The sequence below is a fragment of the Kitasatospora sp. NPDC056446 genome (assembly GCF_042796115.1).
Taxonomy (GTDB): domain Bacteria; phylum Actinomycetota; class Actinomycetes; order Streptomycetales; family Streptomycetaceae; genus Kitasatospora.
In genome coordinates this window covers 80,273-102,205 of the sequence record NZ_JBHTRF010000029.1, presented here as the reverse complement: position 1 = coordinate 102,205, position 21,933 = coordinate 80,273, and the positions used below count along the sequence as shown (strand labels likewise).

The 21,933-nt window shown below is 74.3% G+C and carries 18 protein-coding genes; 10 read left to right on the top strand and 8 right to left on the bottom strand.

The window, feature by feature from the left end; all coding sequences use genetic code 11:
• Nucleotides 1-98: 98 nt before the first annotated feature.
• Nucleotides 99-437, bottom strand: coding sequence for a hypothetical protein (locus ACFQ6N_RS20025; protein WP_380650524.1), 339 nt, complete (start codon nt 435-437; stop codon nt 99-101).
• Nucleotides 438-698: 261 nt separating this feature from the next.
• Here ACFQ6N_RS20025 and ACFQ6N_RS20020 point away from each other — a divergent pair, with 261 nt between their 5' ends.
• On the top strand, nt 699-1,622 hold the full coding sequence (locus ACFQ6N_RS20020; RefSeq protein WP_380650522.1) for a LysR family transcriptional regulator: 924 nt from the start codon (nt 699-701) through the stop codon (nt 1,620-1,622).
• Nucleotides 1,623-1,722: 100 nt separating this feature from the next.
• On the opposite strand, the gene ACFQ6N_RS20015 is transcribed toward ACFQ6N_RS20020, so the two are convergent.
• Nucleotides 1,723-2,499 (bottom strand): crotonase/enoyl-CoA hydratase family protein, encoded by a 777-nt coding sequence (locus ACFQ6N_RS20015; protein ID WP_380650520.1) that lies wholly within the window; start codon nt 2,497-2,499, stop codon nt 1,723-1,725.
• Nucleotides 2,500-2,699: 200 nt separating this feature from the next.
• Between ACFQ6N_RS20015 and ACFQ6N_RS20010 the strand changes: the two genes are divergently transcribed.
• Nucleotides 2,700-4,034, top strand: a complete 1,335-nt coding sequence (locus tag ACFQ6N_RS20010; protein ID WP_380650518.1) for a PLP-dependent aminotransferase family protein — start codon at nt 2,700-2,702, stop codon at nt 4,032-4,034.
• 117 nt (nt 4,035-4,151) lie between these two features.
• Here ACFQ6N_RS20010 and ACFQ6N_RS20005 read toward each other — a convergent pair whose 3' ends face one another.
• Nucleotides 4,152-5,120, bottom strand: a complete 969-nt coding sequence (locus ACFQ6N_RS20005; protein ID WP_380650516.1) for a helix-turn-helix transcriptional regulator — start codon at nt 5,118-5,120, stop codon at nt 4,152-4,154.
• 100 nt (nt 5,121-5,220) lie between these two features.
• Here ACFQ6N_RS20005 and ACFQ6N_RS20000 point away from each other — a divergent pair, with 100 nt between their 5' ends.
• A complete protein-coding gene (locus ACFQ6N_RS20000) occupies nt 5,221-5,844 on the top strand; it encodes a DinB family protein (RefSeq protein ID WP_380650514.1) in 624 nt (207 codons plus the stop codon).
• 107 nt (nt 5,845-5,951) lie between these two features.
• On the opposite strand, the gene ACFQ6N_RS19995 is transcribed toward ACFQ6N_RS20000, so the two are convergent.
• The gene (locus ACFQ6N_RS19995) at nt 5,952-6,167 is read right to left on the bottom strand and encodes a heavy-metal-associated domain-containing protein (protein ID WP_380650512.1); all 216 of its coding nucleotides are present in this window, start codon (nt 6,165-6,167) and stop codon (nt 5,952-5,954) included.
• 470 nt (nt 6,168-6,637) lie between these two features.
• Between ACFQ6N_RS19995 and ACFQ6N_RS19990 the strand changes: the two genes are divergently transcribed.
• The gene (locus ACFQ6N_RS19990) at nt 6,638-7,390 is read left to right on the top strand and encodes a DUF3152 domain-containing protein (RefSeq protein WP_380650510.1); all 753 of its coding nucleotides are present in this window, start codon (nt 6,638-6,640) and stop codon (nt 7,388-7,390) included.
• 274 nt (nt 7,391-7,664) lie between these two features.
• Nucleotides 7,665-8,576: a glutaminase gene (locus tag ACFQ6N_RS19985; RefSeq protein ID WP_380650532.1), complete on the top strand. Its 912-nt coding sequence runs from the start codon at nt 7,665-7,667 to the stop codon at nt 8,574-8,576.
• A 110-nt stretch (nt 8,577-8,686) separates the two neighbouring features.
• On the opposite strand, the gene glmS is transcribed toward ACFQ6N_RS19985, so the two are convergent.
• Both glmS and ACFQ6N_RS19975 read right to left on the bottom strand, forming a co-directional pair.
• Nucleotides 8,687-10,513 (bottom strand): glutamine--fructose-6-phosphate transaminase (isomerizing), encoded by a 1,827-nt coding sequence (gene glmS, locus ACFQ6N_RS19980; RefSeq protein WP_380650508.1) that lies wholly within the window; start codon nt 10,511-10,513, stop codon nt 8,687-8,689.
• Nucleotides 10,514-10,650: 137 nt separating this feature from the next.
• A complete protein-coding gene (locus ACFQ6N_RS19975) occupies nt 10,651-10,926 on the bottom strand; it encodes a hypothetical protein (protein WP_380650506.1) in 276 nt (91 codons plus the stop codon).
• Between the two features lie 217 nt (nt 10,927-11,143).
• Between ACFQ6N_RS19975 and asnB the strand changes: the two genes are divergently transcribed.
• From asnB to ACFQ6N_RS19955, 4 genes are all read left to right on the top strand, one after another.
• Nucleotides 11,144-13,003 carry an asparagine synthase (glutamine-hydrolyzing) gene (gene asnB, locus ACFQ6N_RS19970; RefSeq protein ID WP_380650504.1) on the top strand — a complete coding sequence of 620 codons (1,860 nt, stop codon included), beginning with the start codon at nt 11,144-11,146 and terminating at the stop codon, nt 13,001-13,003.
• Nucleotides 13,004-13,225: 222 nt separating this feature from the next.
• Nucleotides 13,226-14,350, top strand: a complete 1,125-nt coding sequence (locus ACFQ6N_RS19965; protein WP_380650502.1) for a hypothetical protein — start codon at nt 13,226-13,228, stop codon at nt 14,348-14,350.
• A 186-nt stretch (nt 14,351-14,536) separates the two neighbouring features.
• Nucleotides 14,537-15,961: a pyridoxal phosphate-dependent decarboxylase family protein gene (locus ACFQ6N_RS19960; RefSeq protein ID WP_380650500.1), complete on the top strand. Its 1,425-nt coding sequence runs from the start codon at nt 14,537-14,539 to the stop codon at nt 15,959-15,961.
• Nucleotides 15,962-16,037: 76 nt separating this feature from the next.
• The gene (locus ACFQ6N_RS19955) at nt 16,038-16,451 is read left to right on the top strand and encodes a hypothetical protein (RefSeq protein WP_380650498.1); all 414 of its coding nucleotides are present in this window, start codon (nt 16,038-16,040) and stop codon (nt 16,449-16,451) included.
• 109 nt (nt 16,452-16,560) lie between these two features.
• On the opposite strand, the gene ACFQ6N_RS19950 is transcribed toward ACFQ6N_RS19955, so the two are convergent.
• Together ACFQ6N_RS19950 and ACFQ6N_RS19945 are read right to left on the bottom strand one after the other, a co-directional pair.
• Complete coding sequence (locus ACFQ6N_RS19950; RefSeq protein WP_380650496.1) at nt 16,561-16,836, bottom strand: hypothetical protein; 276 nt, start codon at nt 16,834-16,836, stop codon at nt 16,561-16,563.
• 107 nt (nt 16,837-16,943) lie between these two features.
• The gene (locus ACFQ6N_RS19945) at nt 16,944-20,918 is read right to left on the bottom strand and encodes an amino acid adenylation domain-containing protein (RefSeq protein ID WP_380650494.1); all 3,975 of its coding nucleotides are present in this window, start codon (nt 20,916-20,918) and stop codon (nt 16,944-16,946) included.
• Between the two features lie 257 nt (nt 20,919-21,175).
• Here ACFQ6N_RS19945 and ACFQ6N_RS19940 point away from each other — a divergent pair, with 257 nt between their 5' ends.
• Nucleotides 21,176-21,886: a GNAT family N-acetyltransferase gene (locus tag ACFQ6N_RS19940; protein ID WP_380650492.1), complete on the top strand. Its 711-nt coding sequence runs from the start codon at nt 21,176-21,178 to the stop codon at nt 21,884-21,886.
• The last annotated feature ends 47 nt before the right edge of the window (nt 21,887-21,933 follow it).

Below are 21,933 nucleotides of genomic sequence, written 5' to 3'. Positions count from 1 at the left end.
CGGTCCGACAACCGCTCATCCGCAGGCGACTTGACCTGCCCCACCCTCGCCACACCACAACCAACGAGCACAGACCGCCAAAGTCACTGGCATTGGGTCTAGCTCCAGTCGTCCGTACCGCCCAGGATTTCGACCAGCTCCAGCCCCGGGTCGTCCGCCTCGGCCGACCACCGGTCGTAGGTGGCCTCCCAGATCGGGGCGAGTTGGAGCAGCCACCGCAGCCGGTAACGGAACACGACGGGGGGCAGACCGGGCCGGCGGACGACGAGGCGGTGGCGCAGCACCCCGGTGTGGTGGTGGATCCCGGTCCGGTCGTCGAACACCGTGGACCAGTCGTCGATCCGCAGGACGCGCCGGCCGTCCGTCTCCCGCACCTCGACGGCCAGGTGACCGAGCCGCCCCGACCACACCACCCGGGACTCCGCCCCGTCCGTCATGGCCGACGCACCCGTCCTTCCCCCGTCCGGCGTGACCGTTCCCTTCCCCTCGCACATCCCGTGTCCTGCCGCATCGATGCGGGTCGACACCCGCCCGCCACCCTCGCCGCCGCGTCCGGAACGCCCTGCGAGATCAGCGGGCGGGTTGCCGCCCTGGGCCCTGCACCGATGATCGATCCCGCCGGACACCCAAGTCAATCCACCGGTTCACTGGGATACCCCCAAGCAAAACCTTGGATCCAAGGGCTACCGTGGGTCATCGTGACCATTGACGACCTCCGCGTCTTCGCCGCGGTCTGCCGGGCCGGCTCGCTCAGCGCCGTCGCCCGCGACCTCACCTGCTCCCAGTCCGCGGTCAGCCAGCACGTGAAGCGGCTCGAACGGGAGCTGGGCCTCTCCCTGATCGAGCGCCACCCGCGCGGGGTGGTGCCCACCAAGGCGGGCCGCCTGCTCCAGGCCGCGGTCACCACCGGCCTCGGCGGCATCGACCACGCGCTGCACCGGATCGCCGAACTCGCGCGTGGCGAGGGCGGATCCGTCCGGATCACGACCGGTTCCACCAGCATCCGGCACTTCATGTCCGGGGCGGTGGTGGCCTTCCGGCGGCGCTTCCCGCAGGTCAGCCTGGAGTTCCAGACCGAGGTGTCCAGCCGCAGCTGCCTGGAGGCGCTCACCGCCGGCCGGGTCGACCTCGCCTGGATCACCCTCGGCAGCCCGGTCCGCGGCATCCACCAGCGGCCTGTGGTCGACCTGCCGTGGGTGCTGGCCGTCGCGGCGGGCGACCCGCTCACCACGAGGGCCCGCATCGAGCCCGCCGACCTCCAGGACGCCCGGCTGACCGGGCTGCCGCAGAACTCGGTGGCCCGCTCCCAACTCGACTCCTGGCTCGCCGAGTCGGGCATCCGGCCGGTCTACGACACCAGCGTCGCGGACTGGGACACCGCGATCCTGCTCGCCGAACTCGGCCTCGGCCATGCCGTCGTCCCGGCCCTCCCCCAGTGGCAGGGCCCCGGCCACCCCGGACTGCGGCTGCTCCCGCTCCCCGACCTGCCCCCGCTCACCGCCGGCTGGGCCGTCCGGGACTGGGACAACCTCGACCCCCTCGCCCGTGCCTTCGCCGACACCGTCGCCGCCCACTGCGGTGACGGGGCCGTCCGTGCCACCGGGCACCCGGGAGCCCCCTGAACACCTGCCCCGGCCGGGCGCCACCCCCGACGCCGGCGCCACCCCCTACGCCGGCGCCACCGAGAACGCGGGCGCCCCGGCCCGGGGCGCCCGCCCGCCCTCAGCCGGAGGCGGCCGTCCGGTCCAGGAAGCGCCGCAGGCCGTCCCGGACGCCCTCGGTCGGCACGGTCGCGGCGAAGGCCGCCGCCTCCACCGCGAGCCCCTCGTCGATCGGGAGGTTGATCCCCCGGGTCACGGCCCGCAGGCAGGCGGCCACCGCCGTGGGGGCGTGCCGGATGATGCGGTCGGCCAGGTCCCGTGCGGTGTCGAGCAGTTCACCGGCCGGCACGACGGTGTTGACCAGGCCCATCCCGGCGGCGCGGGCTGCCGGGATCGGGTCGCCGGTGAGGATCAGCTCCAGTCCCCGCTTGCGGCCGACCTGGCGCGGCAACCGCTGCGAGCCGCCGAAGGGCGGCGGGAAGCCGAGCGAGATCTCCGGCTTGGCGAAGGTCGCGTGCTCGGCCGCGACGGCCAGCGGCGCGGCCTCGGTGATCTCGCAACCGCCGCCGTACGCCAGGCCGTTGACGGCCACGATGACCGGCTTGGGGAACTCCTCGATCCGCCGGGTGAGGGTGTGGCCGCGCCGGACGAACTCGCGCAGGGCCCGCTCGGGCCCGCCGGCGATGCTGGCGGCCAGGGACGGGATGTCGGCGCCCGCGCTGAACGCCCGCTGTCCGGCGCCGGTGAGGATCACGGCTCGGACGCTGTCGTCGGCGTCGACGCGGTCGAGCTCGGCGAGCAGCGCGTCGATCGTCGGGTAGTCAAGGGCGTTGAGCTTCTGCTCCCGGTCGATGGTGAGGGTGACGACCTGCCGGTCCCGCTCGCTGCGGACGGTCATGGGCGTGTGCTCCGTTCCTGGCCTCGATTGATCCCGGCCTCGATGTTCCCGGCCTCGATGTTCGCGGCCTCGATGTTCGCGGCCGCTTCCCGGCCTCGCTGCCGGACAGGTCGAGGCTAGGAACACCCCGCCAGGACAATCCAGTTATTGTCCTGGATACACCCCGGTACGGCCCGACCCCCAGGAACGGCAGGTGACCCGTGCGACCGCCCTCCTACAAGGCCGTCGTCGACGAGTACGCGGCGGCGATCCGCTCCGGCGCGCTCCCGGCCGGCACCCGGCTGCCGACCCACCGCGCCCTCGCCCGCGAACGACGGATCGCCCTCGCCACCGCCACCCGCGTCTACGCCGAACTGGCCGCCGCCGGACTGGTCGTGGGCGAGCAGGGCCGGGGCACCTTCGTCCGGGCGCGCTCCGGCTACGACGGCCTCGAACCCTCCCGGGCCCTCCCGGTGCCCCGCGTCGCGGACCTCTCCTTCAACCAGCCACTCTCCCCCGACCAGGGCGACCTGCTGCGCCGGGCCCTGCGGGCGCTCGCCTCCTCGGGCGACGCCGAGGCCCTGCTGCGCCAGCACCCGCCGGGCGGCCACCGGCACGACCGGGCCGCCGTGGCCCGGTACCTGCTGGACCGCGGCATCGACACCGCGCCGGAGAACGTGCTGCTCACCAGTGGGGCGCAGCAGGCGCTGGACTGCGTCCTGCGCACCCTCACCCGCCCCGGGGACGTGCTCGCCGTGGACGCCCTCGGCTACCCCGGCATCAAACTGCTCGCCGCCGCGCACGGGCTCGACCTGGCCCCCGTCCCGGTCACCCCCGACGGACCCGACCTGGACGCGCTCGACCGGCTCTGCCGCGCCCGCCCGGTGCGCGCGGTGTACGTCCAGCCGACCGTCCACAACCCGCTCGGCTGGGTCCTCGACCGGGTATGGCGCGCCCGCCTGGCCGACCTCGCCGCCGCGCACGGCTGCACGCTGGTCGAGGACGGCACGTACGCGTTCCTGGAGGCCGCACCACCACCGCCGCTGTACGCGCTCGCACCGGAGCACACCTGCTACGTGGCCGGGCTGTCCAAGAACGTGGCGCCTGGCCTGCGGTTCGGCTTCGCCGTCCTGCCCGGCCGCCTGCTCCGATCCGCCACCACCGGGCTGCGCACGGCGGCCTGGGGCGCGCCCGGGCTGATCACCGCGCTCGTGACCGGCTGGCTCGGGGACGGCACGGTCGCCCGGCTGGAACGGGAGCGCCGCACGGACGCCGCCGCCCGCCAGGCCGTCGCCCGGACCGCCCTGGCCGGCCTCACCAGCACCGCCCACCCCACCTCGTACATCCGCTGGCTCACCCTCGAACCCCACCAGCGCCCGGACCACGTGGCCGCCGTGCTCGCCGCCGAGGGCATCCTGGTCTCCACGGCCGACGCCTTCGCCACCACCGCCCACCGGCCCAACGCCGTCCGCCTCGCCCTCGCCACGCCCCCGCTCACCGACCTGCCCGCGGTCCTCGCCCGGCTGCGCGCCGCCCTCGACGCCATCGCCCCGTAGACCCTCGCGTCCCGCCCGGGCGTCCCAGCCCGGCAGCACGCCCCGGCGGCGCGCCCCGGCGTCCCGACCCGGCGGCGCGAGAAGTCGACCGGGCCGACTTCCCACTCCCCGCCCTCGCTACTCCCCGAGCGCGACCGCCCGCCCGAATCGGGTGCTCCAGTCCGCCAGCAGCAGCCGCAGCTCGGGCGGGCCGACCAGTTCGAAGTCCGCCCCCAGCGAGCCCAGGGCCATGGCGGGCCAGTCCAGCGAGTCGGCGGTCATCCGCAGCCGGCAGCGGCCGGGAGCGACCTCCTCGACCGTGCCCCAGCGGCCGATCCGCTCCCGCACCCGGTCGGCGGGCGCGTCGACCAGTGCCTCCACCGCGTACGGCCGGGGAATGCCGCTGAGGCCCGCCCGGACGAACTCCACCGCGTCCGCCGCCGGGAGGGTGCGCGGGGCGAAGCGGGCGCCGCTGCCCTGGGGGGCGGTCAGGCGGTCGAGGCGGAAGGTGCGCCAGTCGGCGCGGTCGAGGTCGTAGGCGACCAGATACCAACGCCGGCCGAGGCAGACCAGCCGGTGCGGTTCGACGTGCCGTTCCGTGCCGCGTCCGTCCGCGGCGGTGTACGCGAAGCGCAGCCGCTCGTCGTCCCGGCAGGCGAGGGCGACCACCGTGAGGATGTCCGGGGCGACGCCCGCACCCGCCGAGGTGCCCCAGTCCACCGGGACCGTCACCGCGCGCAGCGCCTCCACCCGGCGGCGCAGCCGGGCCGGCATCACCTGGACCACCTTCGCCAGGACCCGTACCGAGGCCTCGGCGACGCCTTCCACCGGGCCTTCCGCCGCGGCCTGGAGGCCCACTGCCAGGGCCACCGCCTCCTCGTCGTCGATCACCAGCGGAGGAAGCGCCGCGCCCGCCGCCAGCTGGTAGCCACCGTCGACGCCGCGCTGCGCCTCGACGGGGTAGCCGAGGTCGCGCAGCCGGTCGACGTCCCGACGCAGGGTGCGGACGGAGACGTCGAGCCGGCCGGCCAATTCCTCGCCGGGCCAGTACCGGTGGGTCTGGAGGAGGGAGAGCAGTCGCAGCGTGCGGGAGCTGGTGTTCGCCATGCTTCCGATTCTCGCGGCAATTCAGGACAGGAACTGACCGCTTCCCTCCGTAGCGTTGTTCTTGTCCGAGGGAGCAGGAACCGAACGGAAGGCCCGAACCATGACCACCACCTCCAGCAACGCCGCCTCCACCGACGCCGCCGCCACCAACGCCGCCGCCACCAACGCCGCGAGCAGCGTCACCAGCGCCACCGCCGACGCCGTGCCGGCCACCGTCACCGGTGAGCGCGCCGACTTCCTGGAGACCCTGGCGAAGCACCGCTACTTCCTGCGCTTCACCACCCGCGACCTCACCGACGAGCAGGCCGGCCTGCGGACCACCGTGAGCGCGCTGTGTCTGGGCGGCCTGATCAAGCACGTCACCTCGATGGAGCGGCACTGGGTGGACTTCATCCTGGAAGGCCCGTCCGCGATGCCGGACTTCACCACCTGGACGGAGGCCGACATCGCCGCCCGCGCCGACGAGTACCGCATGCTGCCCGGCGAGACGCTGGCCGGCGTGCTGGCCGCGTACGCCGAGGTGGCGCTCCGCACGGACGAGCTGGTGGCCACCCTCCCGGACCTGGACGCCTCCCACCCGCTGCCGAAGGCCCCCTGGTTCCAGGCCGACGCCGAGTGGTCGGCCCGCCGGGTCCTGCTGCACGTCATCGCCGAGACCTCCCAGCACGCCGGCCATGCCGACATCATCCGCGAGGCCCTGGACGGCGCGAAGACGATGGGCTGAACCGGACGGGCCGCGGGGTCCGTCGGCCACCACCGACGGACCCCGCGGTCCCAGTGGTCCCACCCGCCCCGCGATCCCACCCCCGTGAGCGGACCCTGAACGGCTCCTCAGGCCCGCCCGACCAGCGTGAACCCGGCCCCGTCGACCGCGCCGCGGACCACGGCCTCGTCCAGCGGCCGGGCGGAGGCCACGGTGACCCGCCCGCTCGGCGCGTCGGCGACGACCTCGGTGACGCCCGGGAGCGCGGAGAGCCCCGCGCTGACCGTCCTCTCGCAGTGGCCGCAGCTCATCCCGTCGACGGCGAAAACGGCGGTAGTGGACATGGCGGTGCCTCCAATGGCGTGCGCACGGGCTGGATCGGCCCGGGGGGACGCGCCCGGCGGGCCGACCCGCACCACAACACCCGAATCCGACCCCCGGGCCCAGGGACACGCCGCACGGGTGACACCATCGAGCGGTTCCGGGAACCGGCCGGGACCCGCATCCGACTGGGCCCCCGCACCACCGCTGAGCTGCCCCTGAACCCCCGCACCGCCCCCTCCCGTTCCTCCAGGTACAACCCCATCGCCCGACCCGACCCGACCCAGCCTGACCTGACCCGACCGGGCCCATCCGGCCCCCGGCCCCGAAGCCCGGTCGCCGATCGGCCGCCCGAACCGCCGATCCCGCACCGGAGCCGTACCGCCATGTTCTGCAGCACCCCGCTCAGCCCCATACCGCCGCTCGGCCCCGTACCGCCCGGCACCACCCCGCCCGGCAGCAGACTCCGGGCCCACCCGACCGGGAGCGGCCGTTGAGCGCGCTCACCCGGCTGCTCGGGCGACGGCTCGCACTCCTGCTGACCCCGCTGCCGGCCCGGCTCCGCCCCCGGAAGCCCTGGCACGGCGCGCTCGCCCTCGCGCTCGTCGCGGTCCTGACGGCCGGCCTGCTGTGGTGGCAGCCGTGGAACGACCGGAAGCACGGCCCGGCCGCGTTGGCGTTCACCACGGCGCCCGGCGGCTCCGCCCGGTTCGGCACCGGCGAGCACCTGTACCGCTACAAGGTGCGGGTGGAGAACGGGATCGCGGAGAGTCCGGAGCAGTTCGCCGCCGAGGTGGACGCGGTCCTGGGCGACGTCCGCCAGGGCTGGGCGGCCGGCGGCACGGCCTCCTTCCAGCGGATGCCCGCCGACCCGGTCGACTTCACCGTCTACCTGGCCACGCCGCAGTCCACCGACCGGATCTGCGGCCAGTACGGGCTGGACACCGGCGGCTGGGTGAACTGCGGTGTCACCCACCAGGTGGTCATCAACCTGAAGCGCTGGACCGAGCTGTCCGAGTTCTACCAGGGCAAGCCCGAGCTGTACCACGCGCTCGCGGTCAACCACGAGGTCGGCCACATCCTCGGCAACGGCCACGTCGACTGCCCCGGGCCGGGCGCCCCGGCGCCGGTGATGATGCAGCAGATCAAGGGACTGCACGGCTGCGTCCCGAACGGCTGGCCCTACTCCGACACCGGCACTCTGCTCACCGGCCCGCCCGTCGAGGCCCCCACCAACGCGCCGTAGCGCGGCCGCACCCGGGCACCGCCCCGGACCATCCACCGCCCCGCGCCGGAACCGCCCACCGCCGGTACCGCACCACCCCATACCGAACCGCACCACCCCATACCGAACCGCCCCGTACCGGAGCCACCCGCCCCCGGTACCGAAGCACCCGCCCGAAACACGGATAATCCTGGTCGGACCGGACGCCGCCCGCACCGCGCGCCCGGTCCCGATCATGTCCGTACGCGGTGCCGGTGGAGGAAGAGCGTTGAACGGTGAGCCCGACGGGGAGGCCCTGGACTGGCCGGTGCTGCTGGCGGCCGCGGAGGGGGCGGCCCGGGCGACCCGGGGCCGGGGAAGGGTCGCCGACTACATCCCGGCGCTCGCCACCGCCGATCCGGAGGCCTTCGGCATGGCCGTCGCCACCGTCGACGGGCAGCTGCACGGCGTCGGCGACTGGGAGCGGCCGTTCTCCGTCCAGAGCGTGTCCAAGCTGTTCTCGCTGGCCCTCGCGGTGGCCTACGGCGGCGACACGCTCTGGCAGGGCGTCGGCCGCGAGCCGTCCGGCAACCCCTTCAACTCCCTGGTCCAGCTGGAGACCGAGCACGGCATCCCACGCAACCCGTTCATCAACGCGGGCGCCCTGGTGGTCACCGACCGGCTGCAGACCATGACCGGCGACGCCTCCGGCGCGGTACGGGAGTTCCTGCGCCGCGAGTCCGGCAACCCCGGGCTCGACACCGATCCGGTGGTCGCCGCCTCCGAGGCCGAGCACGGCCACCGCAACGCCGCCCTGGCCCACTTCATCGCCAGCCACGGCAACCTGGAGAACCCGGTCGAGACCGTCCTGGAGCACTACTACGCCCACTGCGCCCTCACCACGAGCTGCCGCGACCTCGTCCTGGCCGGCTCGTTCCTCGCCCGCTACGGCGTGCGCGCCGACGGCACCCGGCTGATGTCCCGCAGCGAGGCCAAGCGCATCAACGCCGTCCTGCTCACCTGCGGCACCTACGACGCCGCCGGCGAGTTCGCCTTCCGGGTCGGCCTCCCGGGCAAGAGCGGCGTCGGCGGCGGCATCCTCGCCATACTCCCCGGCCGCGCCGCCGTCTGCGCCTGGGGCCCCCGCCTCGACCAGGCCGGCAACTCGGTGGCGGCGGTCACCGCCCTGGACACCCTGACCACCCTCTCCGGCTGCTCGGTCTTCTGAGCGAACCACCCCATCACGCGCCCCACCCCACCGCACGGCCGGGCCCCGAAAGCCACCCGGGCCCCGGCCGTCCGCACAGCGACCGGGGCCCGGTGGTCCTGCGGTGACGGCTACTCGACCGTCACGCTCTTCGCCAGGTTGCGCGGCTTGTCCACGTCGCGGCCGAGGGCGACGGCGGCGTGGTAGGCGAGCAGCTGGAGCGGGATGTTGAGCAGCAGCGGGTCCAGCTCGGGCTCGCTCTTGGGGACCAGGATGCAGTGGTCCGCGAGCTTCTCCTCCGGGCGGCGGTGGGCGATCGCGATGACCCGGCCGGAGCGGGCCTTGATCTCGCCGAGCGTGGTCAGGTTCTTGTCCAGCAGCTCGTCGTCCGGGACGAGCGCCACGGTGGGCAGTTCGGGGCTGATCAGGGCCAGCGGGCCGTGCTTGAGCTCGCTCGCCGGGTAGGCCTCGGCGTGCACGTAGGAGATCTCCTTGAGCTTCTGCGCGCCCTCGCGGGCCACCGGGTAGCCGCGCACCCGGCCGATGAACATCATGCCGGCCGACTCGGTGTACTCGGCGGCGAGTTCGGCGATCGCCTCGCTCTGCTCCAGCACCTCGCGGATCTGGTCCGGCAGTGCCTTCAGGGCGGAGACGATCCGGCGCCCGTCGGCGGGCGACAGGTCGTGGATGCGGCCGAAGTGCAGGGCGAGCAGCGCGAAGGCGACCACGGTGGAGGTGAACGCCTTGGTGGAGGCGACGGAGACCTCCGGTCCGGCGTGCAGGTAGATGCCGCCGTCACACTCTCGGGCGATAGCGCTGCCCACGGTGTTGACGACGCCGAGCACCCGGCCGCCCTTGCGCTTGATCTCCTGGACGGCGGCCAGCGTGTCGTAGGTCTCGCCGGACTGGCTGACCGCGACGTACAGGGTGTCCGCCTCGATCACCGGGTTGCGGTAGCGGAACTCCGAGGCGGGCTCGCTGTGCGCCGGGATCCGGGACAGCTCCTCGATCAACTGCGCGCCCATCTCGCCCGCGTAGTAGGCGGATCCGCAGCCGAGGATCTTGACCCGGCGGATCTCGCGCAGCTCCCGGGCGTCCAGGTTGAGGCCGCCGAGGTGCGCGGTGGCGAAGCGCTCGTCGAGCCGGCCGCTGAGCGTGCGCTCGACCGAGCCGGGCTGCTCGTGGATCTCCTTGAGCAGGTAGTGCTCGTAGCCGGCGGTGTCGAAGGAGTCGATCTCCCAGTCCACGGTGGACGGCTGACGGTGGGTGGTGCGGGCGTCCGCGGTGAAGGTGCGGAAGCCGTCGGCCCGGACGGTGGCCAGCTCGCCGTCCTCCAGGTGGACGACCTGGCGGGTGTAGCGGACCAGCGCGGAGACGTCGGAGGCGGCGAACATCTCCTTCTCGCCGATGCCGAGCACGATCGGGCTGCCGTTGCGGGCGACGACGATCCGGTCCGGCTGCTCGCCGTCGAGGACGGCGATGCCGTACGTGCCGACGACCCGGCCGAGCGCGGCGCGCACCGCGTCCTCCAGCTCGACGCCCTCGGTGACGTGCGCGGCGATCAGGTGGGCGAGCACCTCGGTGTCGGTCTCGGAGCGGAAGACGGCGCCGTCGGCGGTCAGCTTGGCGCGCAGCTCGTCGGCGTTCTCGATGATGCCGTTGTGGACGACGGCGATCCGCTCGGCGTTGTCCAGGTGCGGGTGCGCGTTGGCGTCGCTGGGCACGCCGTGGGTGGCCCAGCGGGTGTGGCCGATGCCGGTGGTGCCCTTGAAGCGGGCCGGCACGGCGGCGGCGAGGTCGGCGACCCGGCCCTTCACCTTGCGGAGCTTGAGGCCGCCGCTGCGCCCGGTGACGGCGACGCCGGCCGAGTCGTAGCCGCGGTACTCAAGCCGGGCCAGCCCCTCCAGCAGGAAGGGGGTCGCGTCCTTGGGGCCGATGTAGGCCACGATTCCGCACATGCGTGGACTCCTCTTGGTAGTGAACGGACGACTCGGCCGTGCCGCGCGCCCGTGGTGGCGGCGCGGCAGGCGTGACGGCGGCCCCGGCGCCGTGGCGGCGACGCGGCGCACCTGGTGGTGACCTCGGGCGGCGGTGCTCAGCCGTAGACGATCCGCCGCAGCTGGCGGGCCGAGAGCTCCGGCGCCGCGACCCGGCGCTGCGGCAGCTCCTCGGCGAGCCGGGCGAAGATCCGCTCGTTGGTCAGGCCGCGTGCCTGCAGCTCGGTGTGGCGGCGGCGCACGTACTCCTCGGTGCTCTCGGAGAAGTACGCCAGGACCTCCGCCACGACCCGCGCCGCCTCCCGGGGCCCGAGCGGGCTGGTCCGGCTGAGGTGGGCGAGGAGGTCTTCGTGAGGGTGGGGTGAGCTCGGCACGAATGAGGAGCCTAGGTCCGGCGGCTCGGGGAAGCCAATCTTCCTGCCCGAAATCGGGCAGACTTTACGAATTTCAGCTCGCGTCCACCCGGTGGCGGCGCCCCGGACGGCCGACTACCCTCCCATCCGTTCGTCTTCGGGCGAACTCTTGAACCGTCACCAACTCCACACGTAGCGTGATCCCCTGAACACGAAGCGGAAGACCGGAGGCTTGCTGATGTGCGGGATCACCGGATGGGTCGCGTTCGAGCGCGACCTCACCGCCGAGCCGGGGCACCGGGCCGTCCTCGACGCGATGACGGCCACCCAGCGGTACCGCGGCCCGGACGCCGGCGGCGTCCTCCTGGAGCCGCACGCCGCGCTCGGCCACCGCCGCCTCGCGGTGATCGACCTCGAGGGCGGCACCCAGCCGATGACGGTCGAGCAGGACGGCCGGCTGATCGCCGCGCTGTCCTACAGCGGCGAGGTCTACAACCACCGCGAGCTGCGCGCGGAACTGGAGGCGGCCGGCCACCGCTTCCGCACCCGCAGCGACACCGAGGTCGTGCTGCACGCCTACCTGGAATGGGGCGAGGACCTGGCCCGGCGGCTCAACGGCATGTTCGCCTTCGCCGTCTGGGACGCCCGCCGCGAGGAGCTGCTGCTGGTCCGCGACCGGATGGGCGTCAAGCCGCTGCACTACCAGCCCACCCCCGACGGTGTGGTCTTCGGCTCCGAGGTCAAGGCCCTGCTCGCCCACCCCGCCGTCCGCCCGGTGGTCGGCCTGGACGGGCTGCGCGAACTGCTCGGCTACACCCGCACCCCCGGCCTGACGCCCTACCGGGACATCCGCGAGGTCCGGCCCGGCCACCTGGTGCGGGTGCGCCGCTCGGGCGTCTCGGAGCACCGCTACTGGGCGCTGGAGGCCCGCGAGCACACCGACGGACTGGAGGCCACCGTCGCCACCGTCCGGGCCCTGCTGGACGACATCGTGCACCGCCAGCTCGAAGCGGACGTCCCGCTCTGCTCGCTGCTCTCCGGCGGCCTGGACTCCAGCGCCGTCACCGCGCTCGCCGCCCGGACGCTGGGCGCGGCCGGCGCCGGACCGGTGCGCTCCTTCTCCGTCGACTTCGCCGGCCCGGGCGGCGGCCTCCCCGCCGACACCGTCCGGGAGACCGCCGACGGCCCGTTCGCCCGGCTGCTCGCCCGGCACGTCGGCGCCGACCACAGCGTGGTCGAGCTGGACGCCGCCGAGCTGAGCGACGTCGCCCGGCGCTCCACCGTGCTGCGCGCCCGCGACCTGCCGGGCGGCGTCGGGGACATGGACGTCTCGCTGCTGCTCCTCTTCCAGGGCGTGCGCCGCCACTCCACCGTCGCTCTGTCCGGAGAGTCCGCGGACGAGCTCTTCGGCGGCTACCGCTGGTTCCACGACCCGGTGAGCATCGCCGCCGAGGACTTCCCCTGGGCCACCGGCCTCACCCGGATCGCCGGCGCCGGCTCCTGCCCCCGCGAACAGCTCCTCGACACCGAGCTGCTCCGCAAGCTCGACCTGGACGAATACCGCCGGGACCGCTACCGCGACGCGATCGCCGAGGTCCCGCACCTGGCCGCGGCCGACCCGACGGAACGGCGGATGCGCGAGATCTCCTACCTCAACCTGACCCGCTTCGTCTGCATCCTGCTCGACCGCAAGGACCGGATGAGCATGGCCAACGGCCTGGAGGTGCGGGTGCCGTTCTGCGACCACCGGCTGGTCCAGTACGTCTTCAACACGCCCTGGGCGATGAAGAACTTCGACGGACGGGAGAAGAGCCTGCTGCGAGCCGCCGTCCGGGACGTGCTGCCCGCGGCGGTCGCCGACCGGATGAAGAGCCCGTACCCGGTGACCACCGACCCGCACTACCCGGCCCGGCTGCGCTCGGAACTCGCCCGGCTCGCCGCCGAGCGGACGTCCCCGGCGCTCGGCCTGCTCGACCGGCGGCGCCTCGCCGACGCCCTCGCCCCGGACACCGACCCGCAGTCCGTCCGGCTGGGCGCCGACCTCGCCCTGGACCTGGACACCTGGTTGACGGAGTACCAGGTGACGCTGGAACTCTGACGCCCGGACACCCGGACACCCGGACGGAGCAACACCGCGAGCGCGCGGGCCGTTGCGCCGTCCGGGTGATCATCGGGAACCATCCCGCCGCGTCCGGGCGTCGCACGGTGCGGTAGCGTCGCCGACACCTCCCGAATGGCGGGCGAATTCGTGGAATCCCGCCCCCGTGCCGTCAGGATGGGAGAGAACCCGTCCACCTCGATCCGCCGGGGGATCCCGCTCATGCAGCCGCGAGTCTTCGCGATTCTCACCGCCCTGCTCCTGGGCGTCCTGGGCCTCGGGTCGGTGGCCGTCACCGACTGGTCGCCCGCGGCGGCCACCGCGACCCCGGCCGCCACGGCCCCCGGGGCTCCCGCCCCCGGCGCCGGCGCCCAGCCGGCCTCGGCGGGCGCCGCGAGCGCGACGCCGACCGGCGATCCGGCGGTGTGGACCCGCTCGACCCTGCGCAACAAGCTGATGGCCGAGATGGACGCCACCGACCCCGGTGTCGCCCTCGCCGACCTCGACAAGATCACCAAGGAGAAGCCGTACACCGTGCGCTTCTGCCACCCGATCGCGCACGAGCTCGGCCACTCGGCGGTCAAGCGCTTCAACGCCGACTTCCAGAAGGTCATCTCCTACCCGCACGAGACCTGTGCGGCCGGCTACCTGCACGGCGCCGTCGAGGAGATGCTCAACGCCTCCGCCCAGCCCGAGGTGGACCTGCTCAAGCTCTGCGCGCCCAAGAACAGCGGCCCCTGCATCCACGGCGTCGGCCACGGCACGATGTTCGTGGTCAAGCAGGACGTCGCCAAGGCCCGCGACCTGTGCAACAAGTTCCCCACCGACCAGAACCGGATCCGCTGCTCCGAGGGCCTGTTCATGCAGCTCTTCGGCCCGGACGAGGAGGACGAGCAGGCCAAGGCCAACCTGCCCGCCGACAAGCTCGCCCAGGACCCGCTCTACCCCTGCAAGGACCAGCCCTCGCTGTTCCAGTCCGCCTGCTTCTTCTACGCCCCGACGTTCTACCTCTCCTCGCACGACTACCCGAACCACCCCGAGGTCTACGCCGAGGCCCTCAAGTGGTGCCTCAACGGCAAGGCGAGCGGCGGGGCGGTGGACTGCAGCCGGGGCGTCGGCTCGCGGACCATGAAGTACAACCTGGACCGCGAGGACTGGGCCGCCCAGCAGTGCGCCACCGCCGCCGACGGCTGGCAGCGCAAGGCCTGCGCGGAGGGCCTGGTCAGCTACTACACGGTCAACTACACGGACGGCGGCGCGGCCGGGCGGCTCTGCGCCAAGATCACCGGCAAGGAGATGCAGGGCTACTGCCGCTCCGCGAGCGGCCTGTCCGCTTCGCTGGACTGAACCCGCCCGCCGTCTCCCGTCCCGCCCCCCGTCCGGCCCGCCCGGACCCCCACCCCCGGTCTCAGCATGAGGGCCCGCGCCGCACGGCGCGGGCCTTTTGCATACGATCGCCTCTCCGTAAGATCACCGGACCACGGTGCGCCGAGGACGCCGCGCCCCACCTCCCCGGCCTCCCTGGAGCACGCCATGACCACCGAGGACTTCCGCGCCGCCGCCCACGCCACCGCCGACCTGGTCTCCGACCACCTCGCCGGACTGCCCGACCGCCCCGTCTGGCAGCCGATGGACGACGACGCCCGCCGCGCCCTGCTCGACGCCCCGCTGCCCGCCGGGGGCCGCCCGCTCGGCGAGCTGGTCGACGCCATCGGACGCGAGGTCCTTCCTCATCCGATGGGCAACGGCAGCCCGCGCTTCTTCGGCTGGGTCAACTCCGCCCCCGCCCCCGCCGGGGTGCTCGCCACCCTCGCCGCCTCGGCGATGAACCCCAGCTCGGCCGGCGGCGACCACGCCGACGTCCACCTGGAGCGCGCCGTCGTCCGCTGGATCGCCGAACTCGTCGGCTTCCCGCACCCGGCCGGCGGCGGGCTGCTCACCTCGGGCACCTCGATGGCGACCATCGTCTGCCTCGCCGCCGCCCGCAACCGCGCCGCCCGCCGGGCCGGCTGGGACGTCCGCGAGGACGGCCTGGCGGGCCTGCCCCCGCTGGTCGGCTACGTCACCGGCGAGACCCACTCCTGCGTCCGCAAGGCCGCCGAGCTCCTCGGCCTGGGCAGCAGGCACCTGCGCACCGTCGCCACCGGCCCGGACGGCCTGCTGGACACCGCCGAGCTGCGCGCGGCCGTCGAGCGCGACCGGGCCGCCGGACTGCTCCCCTTCCTGGTCGTCGCCTCCGCCGGCACCGTCGGCACCGGCGCCGTCGACCGCTTCGACCCGATCGCCGACCTGTGCGAGGAGCAGCGGCTCTGGCTGCACGTGGACGGCGCGTACGGCGCCTTCGGCCGGCTCGACCCCGCCATCGCCCACCGCTACGCCGGCCTGGAGCGCGCCGACTCGCTCGCCCTCGACCCGCACAAGTGGCTCGGCGTCCCGGTCGACTGCGGCTGCGCCCTGGTCCGCGACACCGAGGAGCTGCGCGCCACCTTCAGCCTCGTCCCGTCCTACCTGCGCGACGAGGCGGCCGGCGCGCTCGGCTGGTTCTCCGAGTACGGCACCGAGCAGACCCGGCCGTTCCGGGCCCTCAAGGTCTGGGCCACCATCGCCCACAAGGGCCGCGACGGCCTCTCCCGGGACATCGCCCGGTGCACCGAACTGGCCCGCCTGCTCGGCGGACTCGTCGAGGCCGACGAGGAGTTGGAGCTGCTCGCCGAGGTGCAGACCTCCATCGTGGCGTTCCGCCACCGCGCGCCCGGCCTGGACCCGGCCGCCCGCAACGCCCTCAACCGCGACCTGCCCGCCGCCGTCCAGCAGCGCGGCCGGGTCTTCGTCACCGGCGCCCGCCTCGGCGAGGACGAGCTGCTGCGCGCCTGCCTCCTCAACGCCGCCACCACCGAGGACGACCTCCGTCTCCTGCTCGCCGAGGTCAGGGCCGCGGCCCGCGAGCTGCTCCCGTAACAGCCCCGCGCGGACCGTAACCGCCTGGTCACGACGGACGCCCGGCCGGGAAACACCGGTCGGGCAGGGTGGTGGCATGGAGCACTCGAAGACCTCTCCCCGCCGGGCCCACCGCTGGCGCCGCGACACCGTCGAGCTCGCCGCGGTCTTCCTCTCCGTCACGGCGGCCGACCTCATCGCCAAGCTCGTGGTGGACGGGCCCGACGGCCCGGTCGTCCTGGCCGCCTCCGCCCTCGCCCTGCTCGCCACCGCCCTGCTGCACACCTGGTGGTCGCCCCACGCGCCGCCCCCGACCGTCCTGTGGCGGGTGCGCACCACGGCGCTCGCCCACACCCCCACCGCGCTCGCCGACCACGAGATCACCCTGCTCTCGCTCCACCCCGAGGAGCTCTTCCTCCGCACCTCCCGCGCCGTCACCCCGGCCGCGCTGGCCGCCCTTCTGACCACGACGGGGCACACCCTCCAGGACCACCCGACCCGGATCGCCTGACCCGGACCACCTGACCCGGATCACCTGACCGGTGCACCCGCCCCGGCACCGGGCGTCCGGACGACCCCGGCGGGGTGTCCGGACGCCCGGCCACGCGTACGGCGGGAGGTCAGCCCTCGTCGGCGGGCCGCACGGCGCACACCGCGTTGCCGAGCATCGCGCCGAAGCCGCCGAGCAGGGCACCGGTGACGGACTTGCAGGCGGCGGCCTCCTCCGGGGTCTTGGGGCCGTTGATCTCGGAGGAGTCGGAGGAGTCGGACGAACCGGAGGAGACGGTGGAGGCGACGGCGGCGGCCGGCTGGGCAAGGGCGAGCGGGGCGACGAGGAGCAGCGCGCACCACGCGGCGGCCCGTACGGACTGCCGGACCTGCTTCTTCACGGACATGGGTGAACCCCTTCGGATCGGGACGGGATCGGCGGAAAGCCGAGCCATCCCTATCCGAAGGGGCCCACCCGCTCACAGATCCTGGGCCATCCGTGAGCGTGTCCGCCTCAGCGGGTGTCGCCCGTCCGCTCCAGCGCCCGGATCGCGGCGACGAGTTCGCCCACCCCGTGCTCCTTCAGCACCCCGTAGTGGTCCCCGGCCAGGTCGACCACGGTCGGCGGGGCGGCGGAGTAGCCGCTGCTGCCCTCGATGAAGGAGTAGTCGTCGCCGGCGGCCTTGAACAGGGTCACCGGGGCGTCCAGCCGCCGTTCGGCGAGCTCGCGGAAGCTGTACTCGAACTCGTAGGTCTCGGCGACGATTCCGGTGATCCGGCGGATCAGCTCCTCGTCCAGCTCCGGCAGCGTCCGGTGCACGGAGGCGACGAAGCCGTCCTCGTCCTCGGTCTCGGCGAGGCAGCGCTCCAGGTCGGGGCCGCTGATCCGGCCGGTGAACACCCCGAACAGGATGGTCACGTACGCCGGGTCGGCGTACGAGGCCTCGCGGCCCCACCGGCGGCCGTCGCCCTGGCGCACCTTCGGGTTGCCGGGGCAGATCAGCAGCAGGTCCTCCACCCGCTGGCCGGCCTGCTCCAGCTGCCAGGCCGCCTCGAAGGCGACCCGGGCGCCGAAGGAGAAGCCCCACAGCGTGTACGGGCCCTGGGGCTGTATCCGCCGCAGTTCGGCGACGTCGGCGGCGGCCGTCTCCCGGATGGTCGGGTACGGCGTCTCGCCCTCGTTGATGCCGTGCGCCTGGACGCCGTAGAAGGCGCGGCCCGCGCTCGCCTCGCGGCCGAGCAGGCGCAGGTTCATCGGGTAGCCGCCGAGCCCGGGCCAGCAGAACACGGGCCGGCCGGCCTCGCCCGGGTGCAGCGGGATCAGCCGGGAGCCGGCCGTCCCGGCCCCGTCAGCGCCTCTCTCGCCGCTCTCGCCGCTCGCCCGCTCGGCGCAGGCCCGCTCGATGCGCGCGGCCAGGTCGCCCAGCTTCGGGCACTGGAACAGCACCTGGAGCGGCAGCGCGACGCCGAACTCGCGGTTGATCCGGTGGACCAGGGCCACGGCGACCAGCGAGTTGCCGCCGACCGCGAAGAACTCGTCCGTCACCGAGACGTCCTCGTACTTCAGCGCCTGCCCCCAGGCCTCGGCCAGCCACCGCTCGTGCGCGGTGCCCGGCGCGGTGTACTCGCCGCGGGCCCCTGAGGCGCGGACGGCGTCCGAGGCGGCGAGCGCCTTGAGGTCGACCTTGCCGTTCGCGGTCAGCGGCAGGGCGTCCACCACCAGCACCCGGTTGGGGAGCATGTAGTCGGGCAGCAGGTTGGCCAGTTCGTCCTTGATGATCTCGGCCGGTCCCTTCATGTGGACGGTGTCCTCGTACATGCCCTCGCTGCGGATCTGCTCCTCGCTCACCTTGCCGCCGAGGAAGAAGTACGACGGGCCGGCCGCGATGCCGTGCTCGGCGAGGATCCCGTCGATGCGGCGGGCGGCGGGCAGCGGGTGGCCGGACCTGGAGCTGTAGCCGGAGGACATGAAGCCCAGGCCCCGGCCGTTGCGCTGGAGGTGGTGCAGCTTGGTGCCGAGCGCGATGTACTCCAGCCACTCCTCGTCGGCGCGGCCGACGGCGGTGATGCCGAACGAGGCCCGGGCGTAGACGGACTGGTTGATCGCGATCACGTGCCGGGACTCCACCACGGAGTCCGAGACCCGGGTCAGCCCTCCGTCGGCGTACCGGTAGAGGCCGCCCGGCAGGCCGTCGACCCGGCCCTGGTGGGCCTGGAGGTACAGCTCGGTGTGCTCGGGACGCGCCGCGCCGGTGTTGCGGACGACGGCGAAGCCGCCCAGGTAGTGGTCCTCCTCGGCCACGTCCAGCCGGTCCTTGACCGCCGGGTCGAGGCCGAGCGGGCGCACGTCCAGCCCGTACTCGGGCAGCACCTCCTCGAAGACGCCCAGCATGTGGCCGGTCTCGAACTCCAGCACCTCGCGGATGTTGGTCTTGTAGACCGGCTCGATGGCGCCGTGCTTCCCGGAGAAGTGCAGCGTCAGGTACGCCTCCTCGCGGGTCCCGGCGGGCCCGATCCGGACCAGGACGTGCTCGACGGGGTGGTAGTAGTACAGCCCGGCCGGGAGGCCGTCCAGGCCGCCGGTCTCCAGGTACAGCTGGGTCGCGTACAGCGCGCCCGGCGAGGCGTAGGCGTACTTGGGCAGCAGCCGCTCCTCGCTGTGGAACTGGCCGAACCAGCGCAGCACGCGGCCGAGTTCGGGGAAGCTCAGCAGTTCCAGGTCCCGGCCGAAGGCGCCGGCCGGGCGCGGGGCGAGCAGCGCGGTGAGGTCCTCGCGGGTGACCGGGCCGCCGTCGTAGAAGCGGTAGGTCTTGCGGGCGAAGGTCTCCCGGCGCTGGGCCTCGCTCTCGCGCCGCCCGGGCAGTGCGATCCGTTCGCGGCCGGCCAGTCGTGCCGGGTCGCGCAGGCCGGGGTCGGAGAGCTGGGCCTTGACCTGGAGCTTGCTGGCCTTGGACTGGTGGTGGCCGCCGTGGCTGCCCTGGTCCATCAGGGCGGCCTCGCGCGGGTTGAGTTCGACGCAGGCGACCAGGTTGCGGTGGCCGGTGCGCTCGTCGTCGCTGACGACGGCGGCCGAGCGGCGCACCCAGGTGTGCTCCTCGATCGCGCGGGCGATCTCGTCCAGTTCGACCCGGTAGCCGCGCAGTTTGACCTGGTTGTCGACCCGGCCGGCGAACTGGAGGGTGCCGTCCGGGTTCCACTGCGCGAGGTCTCCGGTGCGGTACAGCCGCTCACCGGGGGCGAACGGGGACGGGACGAACCGCTCCGCGGTCAGCTCCGGCCGGTTCAGGTAGCCGCGGGCCAGCTGGACACCGCCGATGTACAGCTCGCCGACGGCGTCGCCGGCGACCGGCACCAGGTCCTCGTCCAGGACGTGGCACTGGGTGTCGTCGACCGGGCGGCCGATCGGCACCGAACCGGCGCCGTCGCCCGGACCGGCCGGGTCGACCACGTACGCGGTGGCGTTGATGGTGCACTCGGTCGGACCGTACAGGTTGACCAGCGACGCCCCGGGCAGGGCCAGGCCCAGGTTGCGGGCGAGCCGCCGGGAGAGCGCCTCCCCTCCGGAGAACAGCCGGGTCAGGCTGGTGCACCCGGTGAAGCCGTCGGTGTCCAGCAGCGCCTGGAGCAGGGTGGGCACGCACTGCAGCGCGCTCACACCGTGCCGCCGGACGGCGGCGACCAGGGCCTCCGGGTCGCGGTGGAGGCCGGGCGTGCCGGCCACCACGCGGGCGCCGACGGCCGGGGCGAGGATCTCCCACTGGGCGGCGTCGAAGCTCATCGGGGTCTTCTGCAGCACGGTGACCTCGGGGCCGAGGTGCCCGGAGTCGAGCATCCAGCGCAGCTGGGAGACCACCGAGCGGTGCTCGATCATGACGCCCTTGGGGCGGCCGGTGCTGCCGGAGGTGTAGATGACGTAGGCCAGCGACTCCGGCCGGGCCGCCTCCCCTGCCTCCTCGGCCTGCCCGGCCTCCCCGGGCTCCCCCGCCACCCCCGCCGCCCCCGGCTTCCCGGCTTCGGTGTGGAGCGCCGGCACGTCGTCGAGGGTGAGGATCGCCGTCCCGGCCGGGGCCAGTGCGGCCAGCCGCTCGCGCAGGTGTTCCTGGGTGAGCACGATCCGGGTGCCGCTGTCCTCGATCATGTAGCGGAGCCGGTCCTCCGGGTACTCGGGAGACAGCGGCAGGTAGCAGGCCCCGGCGTAGAGCACGCCCCAGGCGCCGGTGACCAGGTCCACCGACGGCTCGACGTACACGCCGACGCAGGCGTCGGTGCCGGCCCCCAGGCCACGCAGCCCGGCGGCGATCCGGCGGGCGGCCCCGGCCAGTTCCGGGAAGGTGAGGCCGGTGCCGTCGCCGACGACGGCCCGGTCGGCCGGCCGGGCCTGGGCCTGCCGGTCGAGCAGGGCGGTGAGCGGGCTGCCGACCGGCGCCCGGCGGGCGTGCGGGACGGCGGAGACGGCGGGGGCGGCGGAGACGGACGGGGTGGTGCGCATGGTATTCGCCTTCGGTGCGTCGGTGGGGAAGGACCCCGGCTGCCCCTCTGACCAGGAGCGCCGGGCTCGGAATCCACCGTCGGCCGCCCGCTGTCCCGTCCGCCTGAGGCAGTGGTCCGGACCTGTGCCGGATCCGTCCCGGCCCGCGGGCCCGCCGGTCCCGGTCCGGCCCCATCCGGTCCCGGGCGCGTCCCGGGCCTCCACCCGTTCACGATCACGTAACCGAGCGGAAGCGAGCCGTCGGTAGCGTCGGCCTCATGACGGCACCACGCACGCGCCCCGAACGGCTCTGGCACCGGCCCTTCCGCGGGTCCGACCGCAGGTGCGCGGCGCCCGAGGGCCAGGCCTCCCGGCCGCCGGCGCTCACCGACGGCCCGCACCGGGCCGCCCGGACGCACCCGCACCCCCAGCACCCCCAGCAGGGCCCGGGCGGCCCGGCGCCGGAGGGCCCGGCCCGGCTGTCCCTGCCGGACGGGACCGAACTGCTGCTGCGGCCGGCCGGCCCGGCGGACAAGGCAGCGGCGCTGGCCATGCACGGCCGCTGCTCCCCCGCCGCGCTGCGGCTGCGCTACCACGGCCCGGTCCGCGACGCCGACCGCTACCTCGACCACCTGCTGGACCCCCGGCACGGCCGCACCCTCGCCGTGACCGCCCCCGACGGCCGGATCCTCGCCCTGGGGCACCTGATGTGGGACGACGGCGAGGCCGAGCTGGCCGTCCTGGTCGAGGACGCCTGGCAGCGGCACGGGCTGGGCACGGCCCTGCTGCGGCGGCTGTCGGCGGCGGCCCGCACGGCCGGGGTCGGGACGGTGTACGCGGTGACCCACGCCGGCAACGCCGGTCTGATCGCCGCGATGCGCCGGCTGTCCGCTCCGCTGGGCTTCCGGGCCGAGGACGGCACCCTGGTGATCACCGCCACGCTGGGCGCCGAGGACCCGGCCGTCCGGACCCACCATCCGGGCCGCTGATCATTTCTTCACCAGATCCTTACCGGCGCCTCCGGGGAACCCGCCAC

What these genes read in the sequence shown, in the direction of transcription:
- ACFQ6N_RS20025 (WP_380650524.1), bottom strand. Translation starts at nt 437, where the DNA reads ATGACGGACGGGGCGGAGTCCCGGGTGGTGTGGTCGGGGCGGCTCGGT.
- ACFQ6N_RS19950 (WP_380650496.1), bottom strand. Translation starts at nt 16,836, where the DNA reads ATGTCCGTGAAGAAGCAGGTCCGGCAGTCCGTACGGGCCGCCGCGTGG.
- glmS (WP_380650508.1), bottom strand. Translation starts at nt 10,513, where the DNA reads ATGTGCGGAATCGTGGCCTACATCGGCCCCAAGGACGCGACCCCCTTC.
- ACFQ6N_RS19995 (WP_380650512.1), bottom strand. Translation starts at nt 6,167, where the DNA reads ATGTCCACTACCGCCGTTTTCGCCGTCGACGGGATGAGCTGCGGCCAC.
- ACFQ6N_RS19940 (WP_380650492.1), top strand. Translation starts at nt 21,176, where the DNA reads ATGACGGCACCACGCACGCGCCCCGAACGGCTCTGGCACCGGCCCTTC.
- ACFQ6N_RS20015 (WP_380650520.1), bottom strand. Translation starts at nt 2,499, where the DNA reads ATGACCGTCCGCAGCGAGCGGGACCGGCAGGTCGTCACCCTCACCATC.
- ACFQ6N_RS20000 (WP_380650514.1), top strand. Translation starts at nt 5,221, where the DNA reads ATGACCACCACCTCCAGCAACGCCGCCTCCACCGACGCCGCCGCCACC.
- ACFQ6N_RS19945 (WP_380650494.1), bottom strand. Translation starts at nt 20,918, where the DNA reads ATGCGCACCACCCCGTCCGTCTCCGCCGCCCCCGCCGTCTCCGCCGTC.
- asnB (WP_380650504.1), top strand. Translation starts at nt 11,144, where the DNA reads ATGTGCGGGATCACCGGATGGGTCGCGTTCGAGCGCGACCTCACCGCC.
- ACFQ6N_RS19965 (WP_380650502.1), top strand. Translation starts at nt 13,226, where the DNA reads ATGCAGCCGCGAGTCTTCGCGATTCTCACCGCCCTGCTCCTGGGCGTC.
- ACFQ6N_RS19960 (WP_380650500.1), top strand. Translation starts at nt 14,537, where the DNA reads ATGACCACCGAGGACTTCCGCGCCGCCGCCCACGCCACCGCCGACCTG.
- ACFQ6N_RS20005 (WP_380650516.1), bottom strand. Translation starts at nt 5,120, where the DNA reads ATGGCGAACACCAGCTCCCGCACGCTGCGACTGCTCTCCCTCCTCCAG.
- ACFQ6N_RS19955 (WP_380650498.1), top strand. Translation starts at nt 16,038, where the DNA reads ATGGAGCACTCGAAGACCTCTCCCCGCCGGGCCCACCGCTGGCGCCGC.